The sequence below is a fragment of the Allobosea sp. RCC_152_1 genome (assembly GCF_041360765.1).
GTDB lineage: Bacteria > Pseudomonadota > Alphaproteobacteria > Rhizobiales > Beijerinckiaceae > Allobosea > Allobosea spartocytisi.
Map to the genome: position 1 here is coordinate 1 of NZ_JBFUPU010000001.1, position 16,733 is coordinate 16,733.

General features: G+C 68.8%; 17 protein-coding genes. 10 read left to right on the plus strand and 7 right to left on the minus strand.

Annotation, left to right across the window (positions count from 1 at the left end; all coding sequences use genetic code 11):
• Positions 1-238 precede the first annotated feature (238 nt).
• Both AB6806_RS00005 and AB6806_RS00010 read left to right on the plus strand, forming a co-directional pair.
• Positions 239-604 carry a helix-turn-helix domain-containing protein gene (locus tag AB6806_RS00005; protein ID WP_081925283.1) on the plus strand — a complete coding sequence of 122 codons (366 nt, stop codon included), beginning with the start codon at positions 239-241 and terminating at the stop codon, positions 602-604.
• Complete coding sequence (locus AB6806_RS00010; RefSeq protein WP_142020186.1) at positions 604-1,401, plus strand: DUF6456 domain-containing protein; 798 nt, start codon at positions 604-606, stop codon at positions 1,399-1,401. The genes AB6806_RS00005 and AB6806_RS00010 overlap by 1 nt, the downstream gene beginning before the upstream one ends.
• A gap of 6 nt (positions 1,402-1,407) precedes the next feature.
• Here the strand turns inward: AB6806_RS00010 and AB6806_RS00015 are convergent, their stop codons facing one another.
• Together AB6806_RS00015 and AB6806_RS00020 are read right to left on the minus strand one after the other, a co-directional pair.
• Positions 1,408-1,833 carry a SufE family protein gene (locus AB6806_RS00015; RefSeq protein ID WP_142020187.1) on the minus strand — a complete coding sequence of 142 codons (426 nt, stop codon included), beginning with the start codon at positions 1,831-1,833 and terminating at the stop codon, positions 1,408-1,410.
• Between the two features lie 77 nt (positions 1,834-1,910).
• Complete coding sequence (locus AB6806_RS00020; RefSeq protein WP_112763304.1) at positions 1,911-2,177, minus strand: hypothetical protein; 267 nt, start codon at positions 2,175-2,177, stop codon at positions 1,911-1,913.
• Positions 2,178-2,504: 327 nt separating this feature from the next.
• On the opposite strand from AB6806_RS00020, the gene AB6806_RS00025 reads away from it, so the two are divergent.
• Genes AB6806_RS00025 through AB6806_RS00035 form a run of 3 tightly spaced genes read left to right on the plus strand, consistent with a single transcriptional unit; the run spans position 2,505 to position 5,292 of the window.
• Positions 2,505-4,307: a sensor histidine kinase gene (locus tag AB6806_RS00025; RefSeq protein ID WP_185747780.1), complete on the plus strand. Its 1,803-nt coding sequence runs from the start codon at positions 2,505-2,507 to the stop codon at positions 4,305-4,307.
• A gap of 15 nt (positions 4,308-4,322) precedes the next feature.
• Positions 4,323-4,937, plus strand: a complete 615-nt coding sequence (locus AB6806_RS00030; protein WP_038361103.1) for a hypothetical protein — start codon at positions 4,323-4,325, stop codon at positions 4,935-4,937.
• A gap of 19 nt (positions 4,938-4,956) precedes the next feature.
• The gene (locus AB6806_RS00035) at positions 4,957-5,292 is read left to right on the plus strand and encodes a DUF1491 family protein (RefSeq protein ID WP_142020189.1); all 336 of its coding nucleotides are present in this window, start codon (positions 4,957-4,959) and stop codon (positions 5,290-5,292) included.
• 98 nt (positions 5,293-5,390) lie between these two features.
• Here AB6806_RS00035 and AB6806_RS00040 read toward each other — a convergent pair whose 3' ends face one another.
• Positions 5,391-6,530, minus strand: a complete 1,140-nt coding sequence (locus tag AB6806_RS00040) for a DUF2336 domain-containing protein (protein ID WP_142020190.1) — start codon at positions 6,528-6,530, stop codon at positions 5,391-5,393.
• 162 nt (positions 6,531-6,692) lie between these two features.
• On the opposite strand from AB6806_RS00040, the gene AB6806_RS00045 reads away from it, so the two are divergent.
• Positions 6,693-6,899 (plus strand): hypothetical protein, encoded by a 207-nt coding sequence (locus AB6806_RS00045; protein ID WP_038361109.1) that lies wholly within the window; start codon positions 6,693-6,695, stop codon positions 6,897-6,899.
• Positions 6,896-7,690, plus strand: coding sequence for a hypothetical protein (locus tag AB6806_RS00050; protein WP_142020191.1), 795 nt, complete (start codon positions 6,896-6,898; stop codon positions 7,688-7,690). Before AB6806_RS00045 ends, AB6806_RS00050 begins: the two co-directional genes overlap by 4 nt.
• 18 nt (positions 7,691-7,708) lie before the next feature.
• Here the strand turns inward: AB6806_RS00050 and AB6806_RS00055 are convergent, their stop codons facing one another.
• The 3 genes from AB6806_RS00055 to argC form a co-directional block, all read right to left on the minus strand.
• The gene (locus AB6806_RS00055; RefSeq protein WP_142020192.1) at positions 7,709-8,374 is read right to left on the minus strand and encodes a DUF1254 domain-containing protein; all 666 of its coding nucleotides are present in this window, start codon (positions 8,372-8,374) and stop codon (positions 7,709-7,711) included.
• A complete protein-coding gene (locus AB6806_RS00060; RefSeq protein WP_370953872.1) occupies positions 8,371-8,946 on the minus strand; it encodes a DUF1214 domain-containing protein in 576 nt (191 codons plus the stop codon). The genes AB6806_RS00055 and AB6806_RS00060 overlap by 4 nt, the downstream gene beginning before the upstream one ends.
• A gap of 159 nt (positions 8,947-9,105) precedes the next feature.
• Positions 9,106-10,080 carry an N-acetyl-gamma-glutamyl-phosphate reductase gene (gene argC, locus AB6806_RS00065; RefSeq protein WP_142020194.1) on the minus strand — a complete coding sequence of 325 codons (975 nt, stop codon included), beginning with the start codon at positions 10,078-10,080 and terminating at the stop codon, positions 9,106-9,108.
• A gap of 333 nt (positions 10,081-10,413) precedes the next feature.
• Between argC and arr the strand changes: the two genes are divergently transcribed.
• Positions 10,414-10,842, plus strand: a complete 429-nt coding sequence (gene arr, locus AB6806_RS00070; RefSeq protein WP_210245552.1) for an NAD(+)--rifampin ADP-ribosyltransferase — start codon at positions 10,414-10,416, stop codon at positions 10,840-10,842.
• Between the two features lie 42 nt (positions 10,843-10,884).
• On the opposite strand, the gene AB6806_RS00075 is transcribed toward arr, so the two are convergent.
• Entirely contained in the window at positions 10,885-13,104 is a 2,220-nt protein-coding gene (locus tag AB6806_RS00075; protein WP_142020195.1) for a transglycosylase domain-containing protein, read from the minus strand.
• A gap of 243 nt (positions 13,105-13,347) precedes the next feature.
• Between AB6806_RS00075 and AB6806_RS00080 the strand changes: the two genes are divergently transcribed.
• Both AB6806_RS00080 and ppdK read left to right on the plus strand, forming a co-directional pair.
• A complete protein-coding gene (locus AB6806_RS00080; RefSeq protein ID WP_142020196.1) occupies positions 13,348-13,845 on the plus strand; it encodes a YcgN family cysteine cluster protein in 498 nt (165 codons plus the stop codon).
• Positions 13,846-14,027: 182 nt separating this feature from the next.
• The gene (gene ppdK, locus AB6806_RS00085) at positions 14,028-16,712 is read left to right on the plus strand and encodes a pyruvate, phosphate dikinase (protein ID WP_142020197.1); all 2,685 of its coding nucleotides are present in this window, start codon (positions 14,028-14,030) and stop codon (positions 16,710-16,712) included.
• Positions 16,713-16,733 lie beyond the last annotated feature (21 nt).

Here is a 16,733-nt window from a genome sequence, read left to right on the forward strand (position 1 = left end):
AGCCTGCCCGGAAAGCCACCCTCCCGTCACCCAGCGACCAGGAGGAGGCCGGAGCCCCAACAACCCGATCTTTTTTTCATGCCGATCGTTTCGTGCCGGTCGTTTCTTGCTGGTCGCTTCTTGCCGCCGTTCGCGGGGATAACCGAGCGCGCAGGCTTGCCAAGGCGGATATAAGAATATAATCCTATTCCCCAGATCTCGCGCCATCACTCGCGCAATCGCAGAATGGGAACATAGCATGAACAATATCAAGGCCGGCCCTGACATGATCTTGCAGGAGGCTGCCGGCGCCAGACTGGCCGAGGCCACCGTCGCGGCTGCGGCGAAGATCGCTCCCGGGAAGCTCAGGGCCTTCAATCGCGGCCGGCGGCCGGTTGCCCGGGCGCGCCAGCGGGCGATGTATCTGGCCCATGTCGCCTTCGGGCTGAGCCTCACCCGCGTCGGCGCCTGCTTCGGGCGGGACCGCACCACCGTGCGCCATGCCTGCGCCTTGGTGGAGGACAGCCGCGACGATCCGGGGACGGAATTCGGCCTGAACGCACTCGAAGCGGCCCTCCTTGCCGCCAGTGCCAGCCTGTCGGCCCATCCGAGGGAGATTCTGTGATGACGAACGAGATCGACCGGCGTGATCGCGAGCGGCTCCTGCGCCATCTGCGCGAGCCGAATGCCTATGGCATCGTCTCTCCGCTCGGCTGCGGCCGGATCGCGCTCTATCGCGAGCGGAACGGCGCGAGCCTTGGCGCAGGCTATGTCGCGGCGGAAGCGGCGGCGGCGCTCGTGGCCGAGGGGCTCATCGCCTGGGCGGGCGAGGGCAGGGGTGCCCGCCTTACGCTGAAGGGGGCGCCTTCCGGGCAAGGCGTTCCGGCCGCCCCGCCATCCGACGCAGCGCAGGCGCCGGAGGTCCGGATCGACGAGCGCGAAAGCCCCTTGCTCTGGCTCAGGCGACGCCCCGGCAAGGACGGCAAGCCGCAGATCAGCGACGAGGAATTCGCCGCCGGCGAGCGCTTCCGGGCCGATTTCACGCGCGCGCAGATGCTGCCGCGCACGACCATGAACTGGGATGCGGCGCTGACCCCGGATGAACGTAGCCCCGGCCCGCGCGATCCCGCCGGCGCGTCCGATGTGGCCATCGCGGCCCGCCAGCGCGTCCGGCATGCCTGCGAGCGGCTGGGGCCGGCGCTGTCCGGCCTCGCCATCGACGTCTGCGGCTTCCTGAAGGGGCTCGATCTGGTCGAGCGCGAACGGCACTGGCCGGCACGCTCGGCCAAGGTCGTGCTGCGCGTCGCGCTTGCGACGCTGGCCTCGCATTACGGCATGGATCGCGGCGGCAAGCCGTCCGGTCTCTCCGCCTGGCAGGCGCCGGACGCGCGGCCGGGCATCCCGCCCGCGGCCGGGCGCTGAGGCGTTTCACATCGCCGTGGCGCGGGCGTCGCTCTTGATGCGCTCGATCATGGCGCGCACGCCGTTGGAGCGCTGCGGCGTGAGATGCGCGGCGAGGCCGAGCTTCTCGTAGGTCGCGAAGGCGTCGGTCGCGAGGATCTCCTCCGCCTTCCGGCCCGAGAAGATGGCGAGCGCCAGCGCGACGAGACCGCGCACGATATGGGCGTCGCTGTCGCCGCGGAAGAACAGGCGCGTCTGCGGGCCGGGCCCGCCTTCGCGACGCAGGTCGAGCCAGACCTGGCTGGCGCAGCCGCGCACCTTGTTGGCGTCGTTATGCGCGTCCTCGGGCAGCGGCTCGAGGCTCTTGCCGAGCTCGATCAGGTAGCGGTAGCGGTCGTCCCATTCGTCGAGCAGCTCGAAATTGGCGACGATCTCGTCGAGAGTGGTGGTCATGTCCTGCCTTGCCGACCTCCGATCCATCCGGAGCCGGCGCGCTCTCTTCCCGCGCCTTGCGGGCTTTCGTCAAGCATTCAACGCGGGGCGGAGCGACCGGTTGCAGCCGATGCGGCGGCGCTGATGATACGCCCACGCGTCTCCGGATCGAGACCCGCGAGGATCTGGGCCGCCTCGCGGGCCGCGGTGAGGCTGCCGGCCGCCACGCGCGGCTCGGCCTGGACCGCGCTCACGACCTGCCGCACGGCCTGGGGCAGCTCCACCTCGGCCGGCTTGCCGCCATGGACCGGGGAGTTGATCGCGATCAGGCCGATGATCGCGACCTTGCGCAGGAAGTAAGCCATCTCGATCTCCGTTGCGGTTCTTGCGACCGCGACGCTGACCCTAGACGGGGATCCGGAAAAATCGCGTCATTCCAAACGCTCAAATGCGAGTCGAATGCGGATGGCGATCTTCAGGTTCCGTTCACCCTGCTTTGAACCTTCATGCCGCATGAGAAAGCCGCCGAAACAAGCGTAACTATCTGACGAATTTATATAAATTTGAAATTGGCCGCCTGTGGGGCGTCTTGTCGGACGATCGCCTTAAGCCCCGCTTAAACCCGCCATGGCGAGATAGCGGCAAGCGGGCATGTCGGTCCGCACGAGTTAGGCGTTGCGTTTCGGATGGTGATGGCAGCACTCAGGACACAGGCGGCAGCACTGGTGCATGCATCGGCGCGGTCGGACACCTGCGAGAGGGGGCGCCACGAGCGCTTCATCCTGTCGCGGCTGCTCGTCGGCGCCGGTGCCCTTGGTCTTGCGCCTGCCTATCTCGCCTGGCGCGGAACGCTTGGCACCTTCGAGGCCGCGATCGTCGTGGCGGCGGCGCTGCCGCTCCTGGCCGTCTTCATCCTCTCCCGCAGCGGGCGGCTCGACATCGCCCATGCCGTCTCGGCGGCGGCGCTGTCCCTGTTCATCGTGACGCTCGCGGCCGCGACCGGCGGCGCGCGCTCGCCGCTCCTCGCCGGGCTCGCCATCCTGCCGGTGGAGGCCGCCAGCCTTGGCGGCCGGAAATACGTGTTTCGCGCCGGGATGGTGGCGGTGACCGCGCTGCTGGCCATGGTCGTCGCCGACCAGCTCGGCGCCTTCGCCGCTCCTGCGGCCTGGACGCAGCAGGCGATGCCGCTTCTCGTCATCGGGGCACTGGTGCAGGCGCTCGTCGTCACCGCGATCATGCTGCGTCGGCGCGATACGGAATTGCGCGAATACAAGGCGTCCGACGAGCGCGCCCGGGCGCTGCTCGACCATGTCGGCGATCTCGTGACCTGGCATGACGTGGACGGTGCCGTCGTCTTCGCCAATGCCGCGGCGCGCCAGCTCGCGGGAGCCGAGCCGCGCGAATTGATGGGCCGTGGCCTGTTCGAGCGTGTCCACATCGCCGACCGTCCGCTGTTCCTCAAGGCGCTGAGCGATGCCGCCCATGGCGATGCCGGCGTCAGCGCCTGCTTCCGCACCCTGTTCGTGCCGCGGGAGGATGGCGGGGCGGGGCGGGTGCCGGTCTCGCGCTGGCTCGAAATGCAGGCTTATCGGGTCGCGGGGTCTCAAGCCGGCAAGGGCGCGACCGTCGTCTGCGTGATGCGCGACGTCACCGCGCGCCGGGTGCTGGACGAGGAGCGTGAGCGCGGCCATGCCGAGGCCCTCAAGGCCAACGACATCAAGGGCCGCTTCCTGGCGACGGTCAGCCATGAATTGCGCACGCCGCTCAACGCCATCATCGGTTTCTCCGAGATGCTCAGCATGGACGAGACGGGGCGCCTCGATGCTGGCAAGCGCGCCGAATATGCGCGGATCGTCCATGCCTCGGGCAACCATCTGCTCGATGTCGTCAACACACTGCTCGACATCTCGAAAATCGAGAGCGGCGCCATGTCGATCGAGCGTGAGCCGCTCGACCTCGGGGTGCTGGCGCAGGATTGCTGTGCGCTGATGGCGCTGCGCGCCGAAACCGGCGGTATCGCGCTCGAGCATGTTCTGGGCCCTGCGCTGCCGCAGGTCGAGGGTGACAGGCGCGCGCTCAAGCAGGTCGTCCTCAACCTCCTCTCCAACGCGGTCAAGTTCACCCCTGCGGGCGGCCGCGTCACCCTGGCCGTTATTCGCGACGGGGATGTGATCGACCTCTCCGTCTCCGACACGGGCATCGGCATCTGTGCCGCCGATCTGCCGCGATTGGGTGATCCCTTCTTCCAGGCCAAGGGCTCCTATGACCGCTCGCATGAAGGCACCGGCCTCGGGCTTTCCGTGGTGCGCGGACTCGTCGGCCTGCATGGCGGGCGGCTGAGCATCGAGAGCGCTCCCGGCGTGGGCACGCGCGTTTCGGTGCGCCTGCCGGTCGGCGGCGCCGAGACGGTCGAGCCGCCGGCCAAGATCGTGACCTTCGCCAGGGCGCCGCGCCGTGGCATCGACACCAAAGAACCGCTTCGCCTGACTGCCTGAAAACGAGCCGAACCGATGTCCGCAACCATGGCCGCCCGCGCCCGCCCCGGCGCCTCCTTGTCCGCTCCGGTCCGGCGCGCGCAGCCGGCGCGCCGGAAATCATCCCCGTGGTTCGCCCGCCTCATCCGGACGGCGAGCCGGCGGCCGGGCCGCGCCCTGATCCTCCTCGTTTTCGGCATCGTCTCGCTCGCCATCGTCGCCAATGCGCTGATGTTCCAGACGGCGCGCCATCCCCATCCGATCCTGTCGGCGCCGCGCCCGGTCGAGGAGGCGCGTCCCGCCGCCCGGCGTGCCGAACCCGCGCCGGCTCCCGCTGCGGCGCCTCCGACCGACATTCCTTCGCTGCTGGGCCCGGCCCTGCCGCCGTCGCGCCCCAGCGACCTGTCCCAGGCACAGCCGGCCGTGCGTGAGGCCGCGCCCCGGCCGCCTGCGGCCGTCACCAATGTCGCGCGCACGCCGGCTCCGGCTCCCGCCCCGGCGGCAGCTCCCGCGCCGCGCGCTGCTGCGGCTCCCGCTCCGCGCGATCCCATCGCCGATCTGATCAACGGCGCGGATATGCGCCCGCCGGCGGAGATCCGCGGCGCCGCCACGCGTTCGGCGGCCGCGCCGCGCCGAACGGCTTCCAATTGACGCCCGGCTTCGCCAGCCCATGGCGCGCCTGACCAGCGAGTTCTGGGTTTCTGCCTGGCTGCGGCAGGCGGCGCATGACGGGCTCATCGCCGTGCTGCGGCGTCGCGGCGCGGCCGAGGCCGGCGCGATCTTCGTCAAGCTCGACCGCCTCGACGGCACCGCCGTGCTCTATGGCCCGGCGCCGCAGACGTTCGCCAGCGACGACGGTGTCCGTCGCTTCCAGCTCCTGCTCGACGCCGATCCGCTGACGGTCGAAGATCGTGTCACGCGCGAATTGCGCTTCGACGGTGACCTCTGGCTCGTCGAGATCGAGAACCGGGCGGGCGATCCGCGCCTGGAGCTGGTGAGCGACTAGCGCATTTTCGAGCGAAGTGGACACCGGTTCGCGTGAAGAAAATGCGATAAAACAAAGAGATGGAGCATTCCCGCGATTCGGGGAGCTGCGGAAATGCTCTAGCCGCGCTCCCGCTGCGGGCCGATCCGCCCCAGCACCTCGGACATGGCGGGCTGGCCTTCCGGCCGGGCGGTGCCCGTTCCGGCGCGCGAGGGGGTGCCGCTCGGGTCCATCGCCGGCTGATGCTGGCCCCGGCGCTGCGGAGCCGCCGGCGCGAGCCCGGCGATCTGCTGGACGAGGCGCCGGGCGATGACCGGCCTGATCGAACGCATCAGGGCGACGAGCGCGAAGATGCGCTCGACCGAATGCGCGGCCTCGTCTCCGAGCCGGATCAGGAAGCGCGTCGCCTCCTCGACGGTGGTGCCGCTGGCGATCAGGGCCAGCGCCGCGAGTTCGCGTGTCGCGTCGCGATCCATCGCCTCGGCGAGCGCCGGGCCGCCGCCGAAATGCCGGGCGATGGCGCTGAAGGCTCGCGTCCGGTCCTCGCTGGCAAGCGCGAGCCAGTCGGCGAGGACCGCGGCCGGAAGCGGCGGGAGCCGCTCGCCGGGATGCAGCGCCTCATGCGCGGCCAGGGAATCGAGGATGCTGAGCCGCCGCTCCGCGCCGGCGCGCAGGAAAAGCGGGGCGAGCTCGATATTCGAGAGGTCCGGCCGGCCGAGCAATCCCGATCGATAGGCCGGGCGGCTGCGGGCGCGCGCGATCAGGATGTCGGCGGCGGCGCGGGGCAGGGGGGCTTCGGTATTGGCGATCAGAGCGAGGTCAAGCGCGTCGGAGTCCCGCTCGACCAGCATCAGCGTCGCGGCGGCGGTGAGGTCGCGGCGCGCGCTCAGGGCCGACAGCATCTCGTCATCGCCCGTCTCCGCCAGCTCTTCGATCTCGGCGGGAGCGAGCGGCAGGCCGTGCCGCAGCATCTCGGCGAGGATCGTGCCGCCGCGCTCGCGCAAGGCCAGCAGGACCGACGCGGGTGTGTGTCGCCAGCCGGAGAGCTTGCGCGCGAGGATCAGCGCCGTCGCCTCGTCGATGCCGGGAATCAGGGCCGTCGCCATCTCGGAAAAGGCCGCGAGGTCGTCCTGCGGAGGGCGCGGCACCGAGAGCAGCAGGTCGGCTCTGACACGCAGCGAGACCTGGCTGAGATCGAGCCCGCCTTCGCGCGCGAGGCGAGCGAGATCGGCGAGTTCCTTGGCGGGGGAGGTGGTCATGAGGCAGCAAATCCGATGTCGGATCGCAGATTATCCCCGATGGCTTAAGGCCACGTTAACCATGTCCGGGCCTGATGGTCTTGAGAGCTGTGACACGGGAGCGGCCTCTGCGTCGTCCGTGGCTTTCGCGATCGTAAGCAGGCGCTGGACAAGGAGGCGCACATGGCCGACGTCATCCCCTTCGCGCTCTGGCGGCGCTGGCAGGCGCGGAGCTGCGCCTTCCCGCAGACGAGCGCCGAAATCCTGTTCTTCACCGGCGTGCGCTTCGAGCGCCCTGCCGAGCCCGGCCCACGCAACGCCTTGCCGCGCGGCAGCCGCCCGGCGACGGGCAAGGCCGTCGGCCGCAGGAAGGCCAGGCAGCCGGCGTGACGGATTCAGCAGACGCGACGACACGCCGCCGGCCGCGCGGCGGCAAGACGGCTTTCGCCGCGCTGCTCGCGCTGCTGGCCTCGGCCTGCACCGCGACGACCGGCGATCTCGGCCGGCCGCGCCCGACCGTCTGGTCGCAGCTCCTGGCGCCCGAGGCGGGGTTCCTTGCGGCGGCGGTCCGGGGCGAGGCGGCCTCGCCTTTCCGCCTGACCGATGACGAGGAGCAGATGCGCGACCGCGCCTGGCGCTTCGTCATGCCCGCCAGCCCGCACAGCATCTTCCAGGGGGAGGTGTCGAACCTCGCCCATACCCGCATCCTGCCGGTTGCGGCGCAGTCGAACGACGTCTCCGACTATTTTCGCGGGCTGACATCGACCTCCTTCGCCTCGCAGAGTTCGCGCTACAACCGCATGAGCGAGGATGTGAATGCCGATCGCCTGCTGATCGGCCCGTTCCGCGCCAATGCGATGCGGGTGGTGAGTATGGACCGGGTGCGGATGCGCACGGTCGAATCCTCCCCCGATGTCGCACCCGAGAAGCAGGACCCGGCCCTGGCGCGCGTCGTCGAGAACGAGGGGCTGGTCTTCTGGGTCTGCGAGCGCCTCGATTTCCGCCTGAGGAGCTATCGTTACGCGCTGGCCAATCTCGTGGTCGAGATGCCCTCCCGCGAGGCCATCCGCGCCGAACGCGCCATCATGGCGCTGGAGGCCGAGGCCGGCCCGCTCTGCAGGATGCCGCTCAACGACGCCTTCGGCGAAGGCACGAAACGCCCCGTGGTCTACAAGGGCTGAGTGGCGGGCGGCGCACCGTCAGTTCGCCATGCCGCACTGGATGCCGGTGGCGAGCGCTTCGGCATCCGCCCGGTCGGAGGGGCGCTTGGCGAGCACGCGCGCGACGATGAGCCCCTGTGCGGTGTCGGAGACCACGCGCAGTTCGCGGCTCGTCTCGCCCTCCTCGTCATTGGCGACGCGCTCGTCATATTGCGCCTCCGTCATCACCAGGAATTCCAGCACGCCTCGGATCGCGGCCCGGTCGGTGATGGCGTAGATCACGCCGCCGCCCTGGCGGTGCAGGGTGAGTCCGAGCGGCAGCGTCCCGATATGGGCGACGACCCGCATCGGCCCGGCCGAGAGATCGTAGCCGCAGACGGCGGTCACCGCATTCGGGTCGGCCTCCTGCAAGGGCGGCAGTCCTGAGGCATTGCCGGCCGGCGGGACGATCTCGGCATGGCCCTCGCTGCCGAGATTGCGATAGGCATGCGCCGCATCGCGCTGCGACAGGACCGGGATCAGGAGAATCGTGACGATGTGCACGATGGCTGCGAGTATGAGCCCCGCGAGCGTCGTCAGGGCCAGGCGCATGGCTGCGGAGCGCAGCCGGTCGGGCCAGCTCCGGGGCGCCGGGGCGGGCCGGGGAGCCTTCCCGGGCCGGGCCTCGTCCGGAAGCGGCGCGGCTGTGGGGTCGAGCGCGCTCATCGGCAGTCGATGCGCGTGATCCGGGGCAGGTTCGCCGCCCGCGTCTCCCCGGTCTGGCTCGACACCGGCGTATCGTAGAGCCGCAATCGGAGCTGGAAGCGTCCGCCCGCCGGCAGCGGCAGCCAGTTGCCGGCCTGGGCCGCCGCCGCGGCCGTGATCGACAGCCCGCCATCCTCTCCGCGCACGATTTCCGAATCCGTGAAGCTCACCCGTCCGAGCGGCAGGTGGAAGGGGCGGCCGGCACCATCCGTGACGCCCAGCGTCCAGCCCCGCGATGTCGGGATGGTGCCGCTGATGCGATAACGGCAGCGCCCTTCGAGCGGCGCGCCGTCATCGCTGCGCTCGGCGATCAGCTCGAGCCCCTCGCCGGCGCCGATGGGCAGATGGACGCCGCGCGCCAGATAGGCCCGCATATAGGGATCGACGTCGCGGCTGCCGCTGCCGGGCCAGGCCATCCAGGAGCCGACCTCGACCTTGCCCACCACCGGCCGGCCGGCGACCGCCCAATGGGCCGAGACCAGCCCGAGACCGGCGCCCAGCCCGAGAATAGTGGCGAGATCGAGGATTCGCACGCTTGCCTTCCGCGCCTGTGCCGCATCGCAGCCCGCCGGAGTTGAACCCCGACGCTCCGGGCCGTCAACCGCCGGCGGTGTCTCGGTTTGAATATCGGGTTGCGCGCCCCTGGCGAACCCACAAAGCGGATTGAAACACTGCGTGGAGACCCGCGCTCATCATGGCCAAACGGGCACGCCGTCCAACCCCGCGGTTTCCGGCAGGCCGCAGATCAGGTTCGCATTCTGCACCGCCTGGCCGGCCGCTCCCTTGCCGAGATTGTCGACCGCGCCCATCGCGATCACCAGGTTGCGCTCTGGATCGGCCGCATAGCTGACGAATGCGAGGTTCGAGCCCGTAGCCCATTTGGTCTGCGGCGGCTTCTCGGTCACGCGGACGAAAGCCCGCCCGGCGTAGAAGCGCCGGGCCGCGTCCAGGCACTGCTCCGTGGTGGCGCGGCCGCGGCAGTAGATGGTGGCGAGGAGGCCGCGGGTCATCGGCACCAGATGCGGCGTGAACACCAGCCCGGCCGCGCTGCCGCCGCTCAACCGCTCGATCGTCCTGGCGATCTCAGGCATATGGACATGCTTGAGCAGCCCATAGGGGATCAGGTTCTCATTGCTCTCGGCGTAGCCGAACTTGCTGTCGCCACCGCGGCCCGCCCCGGAAATGCCCGTCTTGACGTCGACCACGATGTTACCCGGCTCGATCAGCTTGTCGGCCAGCAGCGGCGCCAGCGCGGCCAGCGTCGCAGCCGGGAAGCAGCCGGGGTTGGCAATGCGGGTCTGCCCCTTGATCTCAGCCGGCCAGACGTCTGCCAGGCCATACGCCCAACCCTCGAGGTAGCGGTGGTCGCCGCCGATATCGACGATCTTCACGTCCTGGGAGACGCGCGCCAGGGCCTCGGCCGAGGTGCCCGTGGGCAATGACGCGAACAGCAGATCGAGCTTCGGCAGCGTCGCCGGGTCCCACTTCTCGATCACCAGCTCGGCCAGCTTGGATGGCACACCGGGGAAGCGGTCCACCAAACGGCTGCCGGCACTGCTTTCGCCTGCGGCGTAGACCAGCTCGAAAGACGGGTGGCTGGCGATCAGGCGCAGCGCCTCGCCGCCGCCGAAACCGCTGATCCCGACAATGCCGACGCGAATGCTCATGGTGGTGTCCTTCTGGAGTTCGGGCAAAAGAAAACCCCCGGAGCCGAGGGCTGCGGGGGTTCAGGAAGGCGGGCCGAGGCCGCTTCGGCGGGTGGGACCTACGATGAGGCCGTCACCACGCGGAAGAACGCTGATCGACGCGCAGCCCGAAGAGCCGCCGCTTGGGGGAAGCGGCGTCGGCGTCGATCACAAAGGTTCTGGTTCCTGAACATGCCCTGGGACACTGTCGCGAGCCCTATTCATCGTCAAGCGGAATATCCGCTTTCGACGGTGGGTTAGCGGAGGTTGGCACCCTCGGCTCACGGACTAAAACAGGCTCGCAGGATAAGGACGATGACGATGACCGAGGCGCTGGACGAGGGGCCGTTTTTTCACGGCACGATCGCGGATCTGCGCGTGGGTGATTTCCTCATCGCAGGATACCGGTCGAACTATTGTCCTGAGGTGGTGATGAACCACATCTACTTCACGGCCCTTGTGGACGGCGCCGGGCATGCCGCCGAAATCGCGGCGGAACTTGCCGAAGGCGATGCAGTCCCGCGTGTTTATGTCGTAGAGCCGACCGGGACATTCGAGAACGACCCGAATGTGACCGACAAGAAATTCCCCGGCAACCCCACTCGGTCGTATCGCAGCAGCGCACCGCTCAAGGTCACCGGCGAAATCACGCATTGGACCAGATTGACGCCCGAAGCGCTCCAGATGTGGAGAGAACGACTGACGGCACTGCGCTCGAACGAACGAGGCGAAATCATCAACTGATGCGTGGCGACGCGCATCTCGTGCCGAGGCAGCGCCCAACTGTCAGCGCAGCCGCGTCTCCAGCCCCGAGACCTCGCGGATGCCGACCTGGACCGGGCGGCTGGCGCTGCGCGAAGGCTCGACCGTCTTGAACAGCGCCCCGACGGCGGACAGGACCTCGAAGGATTGCCGCGGCATATGGCCGGCGCCCGGCATGCCCGCGCCGAGCGGGTCCGGCGTCGTGCCGTTCGCCTTCGCCACCGTAACGGCCTTGGGGTCGACGGGGACGCCCGGAATCGGCTTCAGCTCCAGCCCCTGATGGGCGAACTGCATGATCTCCTTGAAGGTCATGGCCGGCAGCGCGCCGCCGGTCAGGTTCGCGGTCTCGGAGGAATCGTCGTTGCCGAACCAGACGGCCTCGACGAGGTTGCCGGAATAGCCGACATACCAGGCGTCCTTGTAGCCGTTGGTCGTGCCGCTCTTGCCGGCCGTCACCACGCCGTCGAGCGCGGCGCGACGGCCGGTGCCCTCGGTCGGCACCTTGGAGAGCATGAAGTTCATGTCCTGCACGACCTGGGTCGTCAGGACCTGCTGCGGCTCGGGCTCGTCGCGGCCGTGATTGTAGATCAGCTCGCCCTGCGAGTTATGGATGTCGAGCGCCGCATAGGGCTTGGCCCGCTTGCCGCCATTGGCGAAGACGGCGTAGCCGGCGGCCTGGTCGATCACCGTCACCTCCGCCGCGCCGATCGGCAGCGAGACCGTGTCGGTGAGCGGCGTCGTCAGCCCCATCGCATGGCCCATCGCCACGATCTTCTTGCGGCCGATGGCGGCGGCGCGCGCCTCATGCGTCTCGCCGGTGGCACGGCCGATCGCGATCGACATCTGCACCGGGATCGAGTTGATCGACTTCGCCAGCGCCACATAGAGCGGCATCGACCCCGAGAACGAGCCGCCGTAATTCTTCGGGCACCAGTTGCCGATGCAGACAGGCCGGTCGGTGACGATGGTGTTCGGCCGATAGAGCCCGGCCGAGAGCGCCGTCGCATAGACATAGGGCTTGAAGGAGGAGCCGGGCTGGCGCTGGCTCGCCGTGGCGCGGTTGAACTGGCTTGCGCCGTAGTCACGCCCGCCGACGATGGCGCGCACCGCTCCGTCCGGGTCCATGACGACGGTCGCGGCCTGCTTCACGCGATAGGTCGGGCCGTGCTGGCGCAGGATCGCCTCGACCGCCTCGTCGGCCCGTTGCTGGATCGCGGAATCATGCGGCGTCTTGACGGTAAGCACCCGGTCGGAGCCGAGCTTGCCCTCCTCGGCCAGCTCCTTCACCTGGTCGAAGGCCCAGTCGAGATAGTAGTCGGGGCTGGATTCGCGCTTGCGGTCGACCGGCGTCGCCGGATTGCGCTTGGCGCTGTCAACCTGGCCGGCGGTCATGAAGCCGGCATCGACCATGGCGTTGAGCACGTCATTGGCCCGTGCGCGGGCGGCGGGCAGGTTGACATGCGGCGCGTATTTCGTCGGCGCCTTGAACAGGCCGGCCAGCATGGCGGCTTCCGCCAGCGAGACGTCCTTCACCGATTTGCCGAAATAGTATTCCGCCGCCGCCGCCACGCCAAAGGTGCCGCCGCCCATATAGGCGCGGTCGAGATAGAGCTTGAGGATCTCGCTCTTGCTCAGCCGGGCCTCGAGCCAGAGCGCCAGGAAGGCCTCCTTGATCTTGCGGTCGAGCGAGCGCTCGTTGGAGAGGAACAGGTTCTTGGCGAGCTGCTGCGTCAGCGACGAGCCGCCCTGCACCACGCCGGAGGCGCGCGCATTCACGGTCAGCGCCCGGAAGGTGCCGATGATGTCGATGCCGAAATGGTCGTAGAAGCGCCGGTCCTCGGTCGCGATCACGGCCTTCAGCAGATGGTCCGGCATCTCCTCCAGCTTGAGCGAGTCGTCGTGCCGGGCGCCGCGATGGCCGATCGCATTGCCATAGCGGTCGAGGAAGGTGACGGCGAGCACCTGGCTCTTCAAAGCCTCCTCATTGCCGATGCGGAAGGCGGGCAAAGCCAGTATCAGGACGAAGAGCGCGCCGACGATGCCGATGTTCAGCCCCTCGCTGGCGAATTCGGCCGCAAGGCGCCTGGGGCCGGTCACGGTCAGGCGGTCGGCCTGGCTGCGGATGCGCTCGTAGATCTCGCCGACGCGGCGGCCCGCGCCCCACAGGCCGGCATCGAGCCATGAATCGACGGCGAGCGCATAGCGCTTCAGCCGCGTCCTCCAGCCTGCCTTCCTGAACTCCATGGCCGTTCCAGGCTTCCCGAATGGCCCCCGACACAGTCCTGCCCCGCGGTCGCCGCCTTGGCAACAGGAGGGTGCCCGGTCATAGACACATAATCACGCCCCGCGCGGCGGTAAGGGCAGCATGCGCGGAATTCTTTTTTTAACAGCAGGAAGCAGGCCAGCCGGCCTGTCCCGGATTGGGACAAGGACGCGCGCCGATGCGCCGCCCTTCCATCTTCCGGCGCATCGGCGCATAAGCCTGCCATGGAGCCGAAGCCCGCGACAAACGAGCCGTTCTGGCTGACCACGCCGCTCGAGGAGATGAACCGCGAGCAGTGGGAGTCGCTCTGCGACGGCTGCGGGCGCTGCTGCCTCGTCAAGCTCGAGGACGAGGATAGTGGCCGCCTCTTCGCCACTGATATCGGCTGCCGCCTGTTCGACGCGGGCACCTGCCGCTGCCGCGACTATCCGAACCGCTCTCGCGAAGTCCCCGATTGTGTCACCCTGACGCCGGAGGATGTGCGCACGCTGCCCTGGCTGCCGCCGACCTGCGCCTATCGCCTCATTGCGGAGGGCAGGGATCTGCCCTGGTGGCATCCGCTCGTCTCGGGCGACCCCGAGACGGTCGTGGCGGCCGGGATCTCGGTGCGTGGCCGGGTCTTCGCCAATGAGGACGAGGTGACGGAGGACGAGGTGACCGAGCGCATCGTCGCCTGGCCGCTGCGCTGGCCCCGGGCCGCCCGCGGCGGACGCGCGAAATGAAGCGTCGGTGCTTCCGCGCCTGCGGGCGTTTTGTTGCACCTGCTCATTGATTGTTCAGCCGCTTTTGGGCATGACCGCCCCATCCCGCCGTCCCTGCCTATGGGGCATCGATGGCACGCGCACGAAACTTTCGCATCGCCGTGGCGTTGCTGCGTCCGGCTGCAAACGAAGAGGTTGAAGTGATGGCAGGTGGGAAGTGGGTCTATACCTTCGGCGACGGCAAGGCCGAGGGTGAGGCGGGAATGAAGAACCTGCTCGGCGGCAAGGGCGCGAACCTCGCCGAGATGAGCAATCTGGGTCTGCCCGTTCCGCCCGGCTTCACCATTACCACCGAGGTCTGCACGGCCTATTACGACAACGGCAAGAGCTTCCCGGCCGAGCTCGACGGGCAGGTCAAGGCCGCGCTGGCCGGCATGGCCAAGCTCACCGGCAAGACTTTCGGCGACCCCGCCAATCCGCTCCTCGTCTCCGTCCGCTCCGGTGCGCGGGCCTCGATGCCGGGCATGATGGACACCGTCCTCAATCTCGGCCTCAACGACGAGACGGTTGAGGCCGTCGCCAAGGCCTCGGGCGACGAGCGCTTCGCCTGGGACAGCTATCGCCGCTTCATCACGATGTATTCCAACGTCGTGCTCGACATCGACCACGGCCTCTTCGAGGAGGCGCTGGAAGACTACAAGGAGCGCAAGGGCCTCCATCTCGATACCGACCTCTCGGCGGCCGACTGGAAGGTGCTGGTCGGCAAGTACAAGGAGCTCGTCAAGAAGGAGCTCGGCTCGGACTTCCCGCAGGACCCCGAGAAGCAGCTCTGGGGCGCGGTCGGCGCCGTGTTCTCCTCCTGGATGAACGCCCGCGCCATCAAGTATCGCGAGTTGAACAGCATTCCCGCGAGCTGGGGCACGGCGGTCAATGTCCAGTCGATGGTGTTCGGCAATATGGGCGACACCTCCGCGACCGGCGTCGCCTTCACCCGCAATCCCTCGACCGGCGAGAACGCGCTCTATGGCGAGTTCCTGATCAACGCCCAGGGCGAGGACGTCGTTGCCGGCATCCGCACGCCGCAGGACATCACCGAGAAGGCGCGCATCGAGGCGGGCTCCGACAAGCCCTCGATGGAACGGGAGATGCCCGAGGCCTATGCCGAGCTCTGCCGCATCTACGGCATCCTCGAGAAGCATTACCGCGACATGCAGGACATGGAGTTCACCATCCAGGAGGGCAAGCTCTGGATGCTGCAGACCCGGTCCGGCAAGCGCACCGCCAAGGCGGCGCTCCGCATTGCGGTCGAGCTTGCGACCGAAGGCCTGATCACACAGGAGGAGGCCGTCGGCCGCGTCGAGCCCGGCGCGCTCGACCAGCTCCTGCACCCGACGATCGATCCCAAGGCCGAGCGCCGCGTGCTGACCACCGGCCTGCCGGCCTCGCCCGGCGCTGCCGCCGGCGAGATCGTCTTCAATTCCGACGATGCCGAGGCCGCCAAGAAGGCCGGCCGCAAGGTCATTCTCGTGCGCGTCGAGACCTCGCCGGAGGACATTCATGGCATGCATGCCGCCGAAGGCATCCTGACCTCGCGCGGCGGCATGACCTCGCATGCGGCGGTCGTGGCGCGCGGCATGGGCAAGCCCTGCGTCTCCGGCGCCGGCCAGATCCGCATCGACTATGCCAAGGGCACGCTCACCGTCGGTCCGACCACGCTGAAGGCCGGCGATTTCGTTACCATCGACGGCGGCAACGGCCAGGTCCTGCTCGGCGAGATCAAGATGCAGAAGCCGGAGCTGTCCGGCGAGTTCGCGACGCTGATGGGCTGGGCCGACAAGGTCCGCCGTCTCAAGGTCCGCGCCAATGCCGAGACCCCAGACGACGCCAGGACCGCCCGCGAGTTCGGCGCCGAGGGCATAGGGCTCTGTCGCACCGAGCACATGTTCTTCGAAGGGGACCGCATCCAGGCCGTCCGCGAGATGATCCTCGCCCAGGACGACAAGGGCCGCCGCGCCGCGCTCGCCAAGCTCCTGCCGGTGCAGCGCCAGGACTTCGTCCAGCTCTTCACCATCATGAGCGGCCTACCGGTGACGATCCGCCTGCTCGACCCGCCGCTGCACGAGTTCCTGCCGCAGGGCGACAAGGAGATCGGTGAAGTTGCGGCGGCACTCGGCGTCACCCCGGACGCATTGCGCCAGCGCGCCGCCGAGCTGCACGAGTTCAACCCGATGCTCGGCTTCCGCGGCTGCCGGCTGGCCGTCGCCTTCCCCGAGATCGCCGAGATGCAGGCCCGCGCCATCTTCGAGGCCGCTGTCATCGCGGCCAAGGAGACCGGCAAGCCGGTGATCCCGGAAGTGATGGTGCCGCTCGTCATGGGCAAGCCGGAGCTCGATCTGGTCAAGGGTCGCATCGATGCGATGGCCAAGGCCGTGATCGAAGAGAGCGGCACGAAGATCGACTATCAGGTCGGTACGATGATCGAATTGCCGCGCGCCGCGCTGCGCGCCGCCGAGATCGCCGAAAGCGCCGAGTTCTTCTCCTTCGGCACCAACGACCTGACGCAGACGACGCTCGGCATCAGCCGCGACGACGCCTCCTCCTTCCTCGGCTCCTACACCGCCAAGGGCCTGCTCGAGGCCGATCCCTTCGTCACCATCGACCAGGATGGCGTCGGCGAACTGGTCAAGCTCGCCGCCGAGCGCGGCCGCAAGACCCGCAGCGACATCAAGCTCGGCATCTGCGGCGAGCATGGCGGCGACCCGGCCTCGATCGGCTTCTGCGAGAGCGTCGGCCTCGACTACGTCTCTTGCTCGCCCTTCCGCGTGCCGATCGCGCGGCTTGCGGCGGCGCAGGCGGCGCTGGGCGCGATCAAGCCGAAAGACGGCTGAGCCGGATCGCAACTGCCGGGC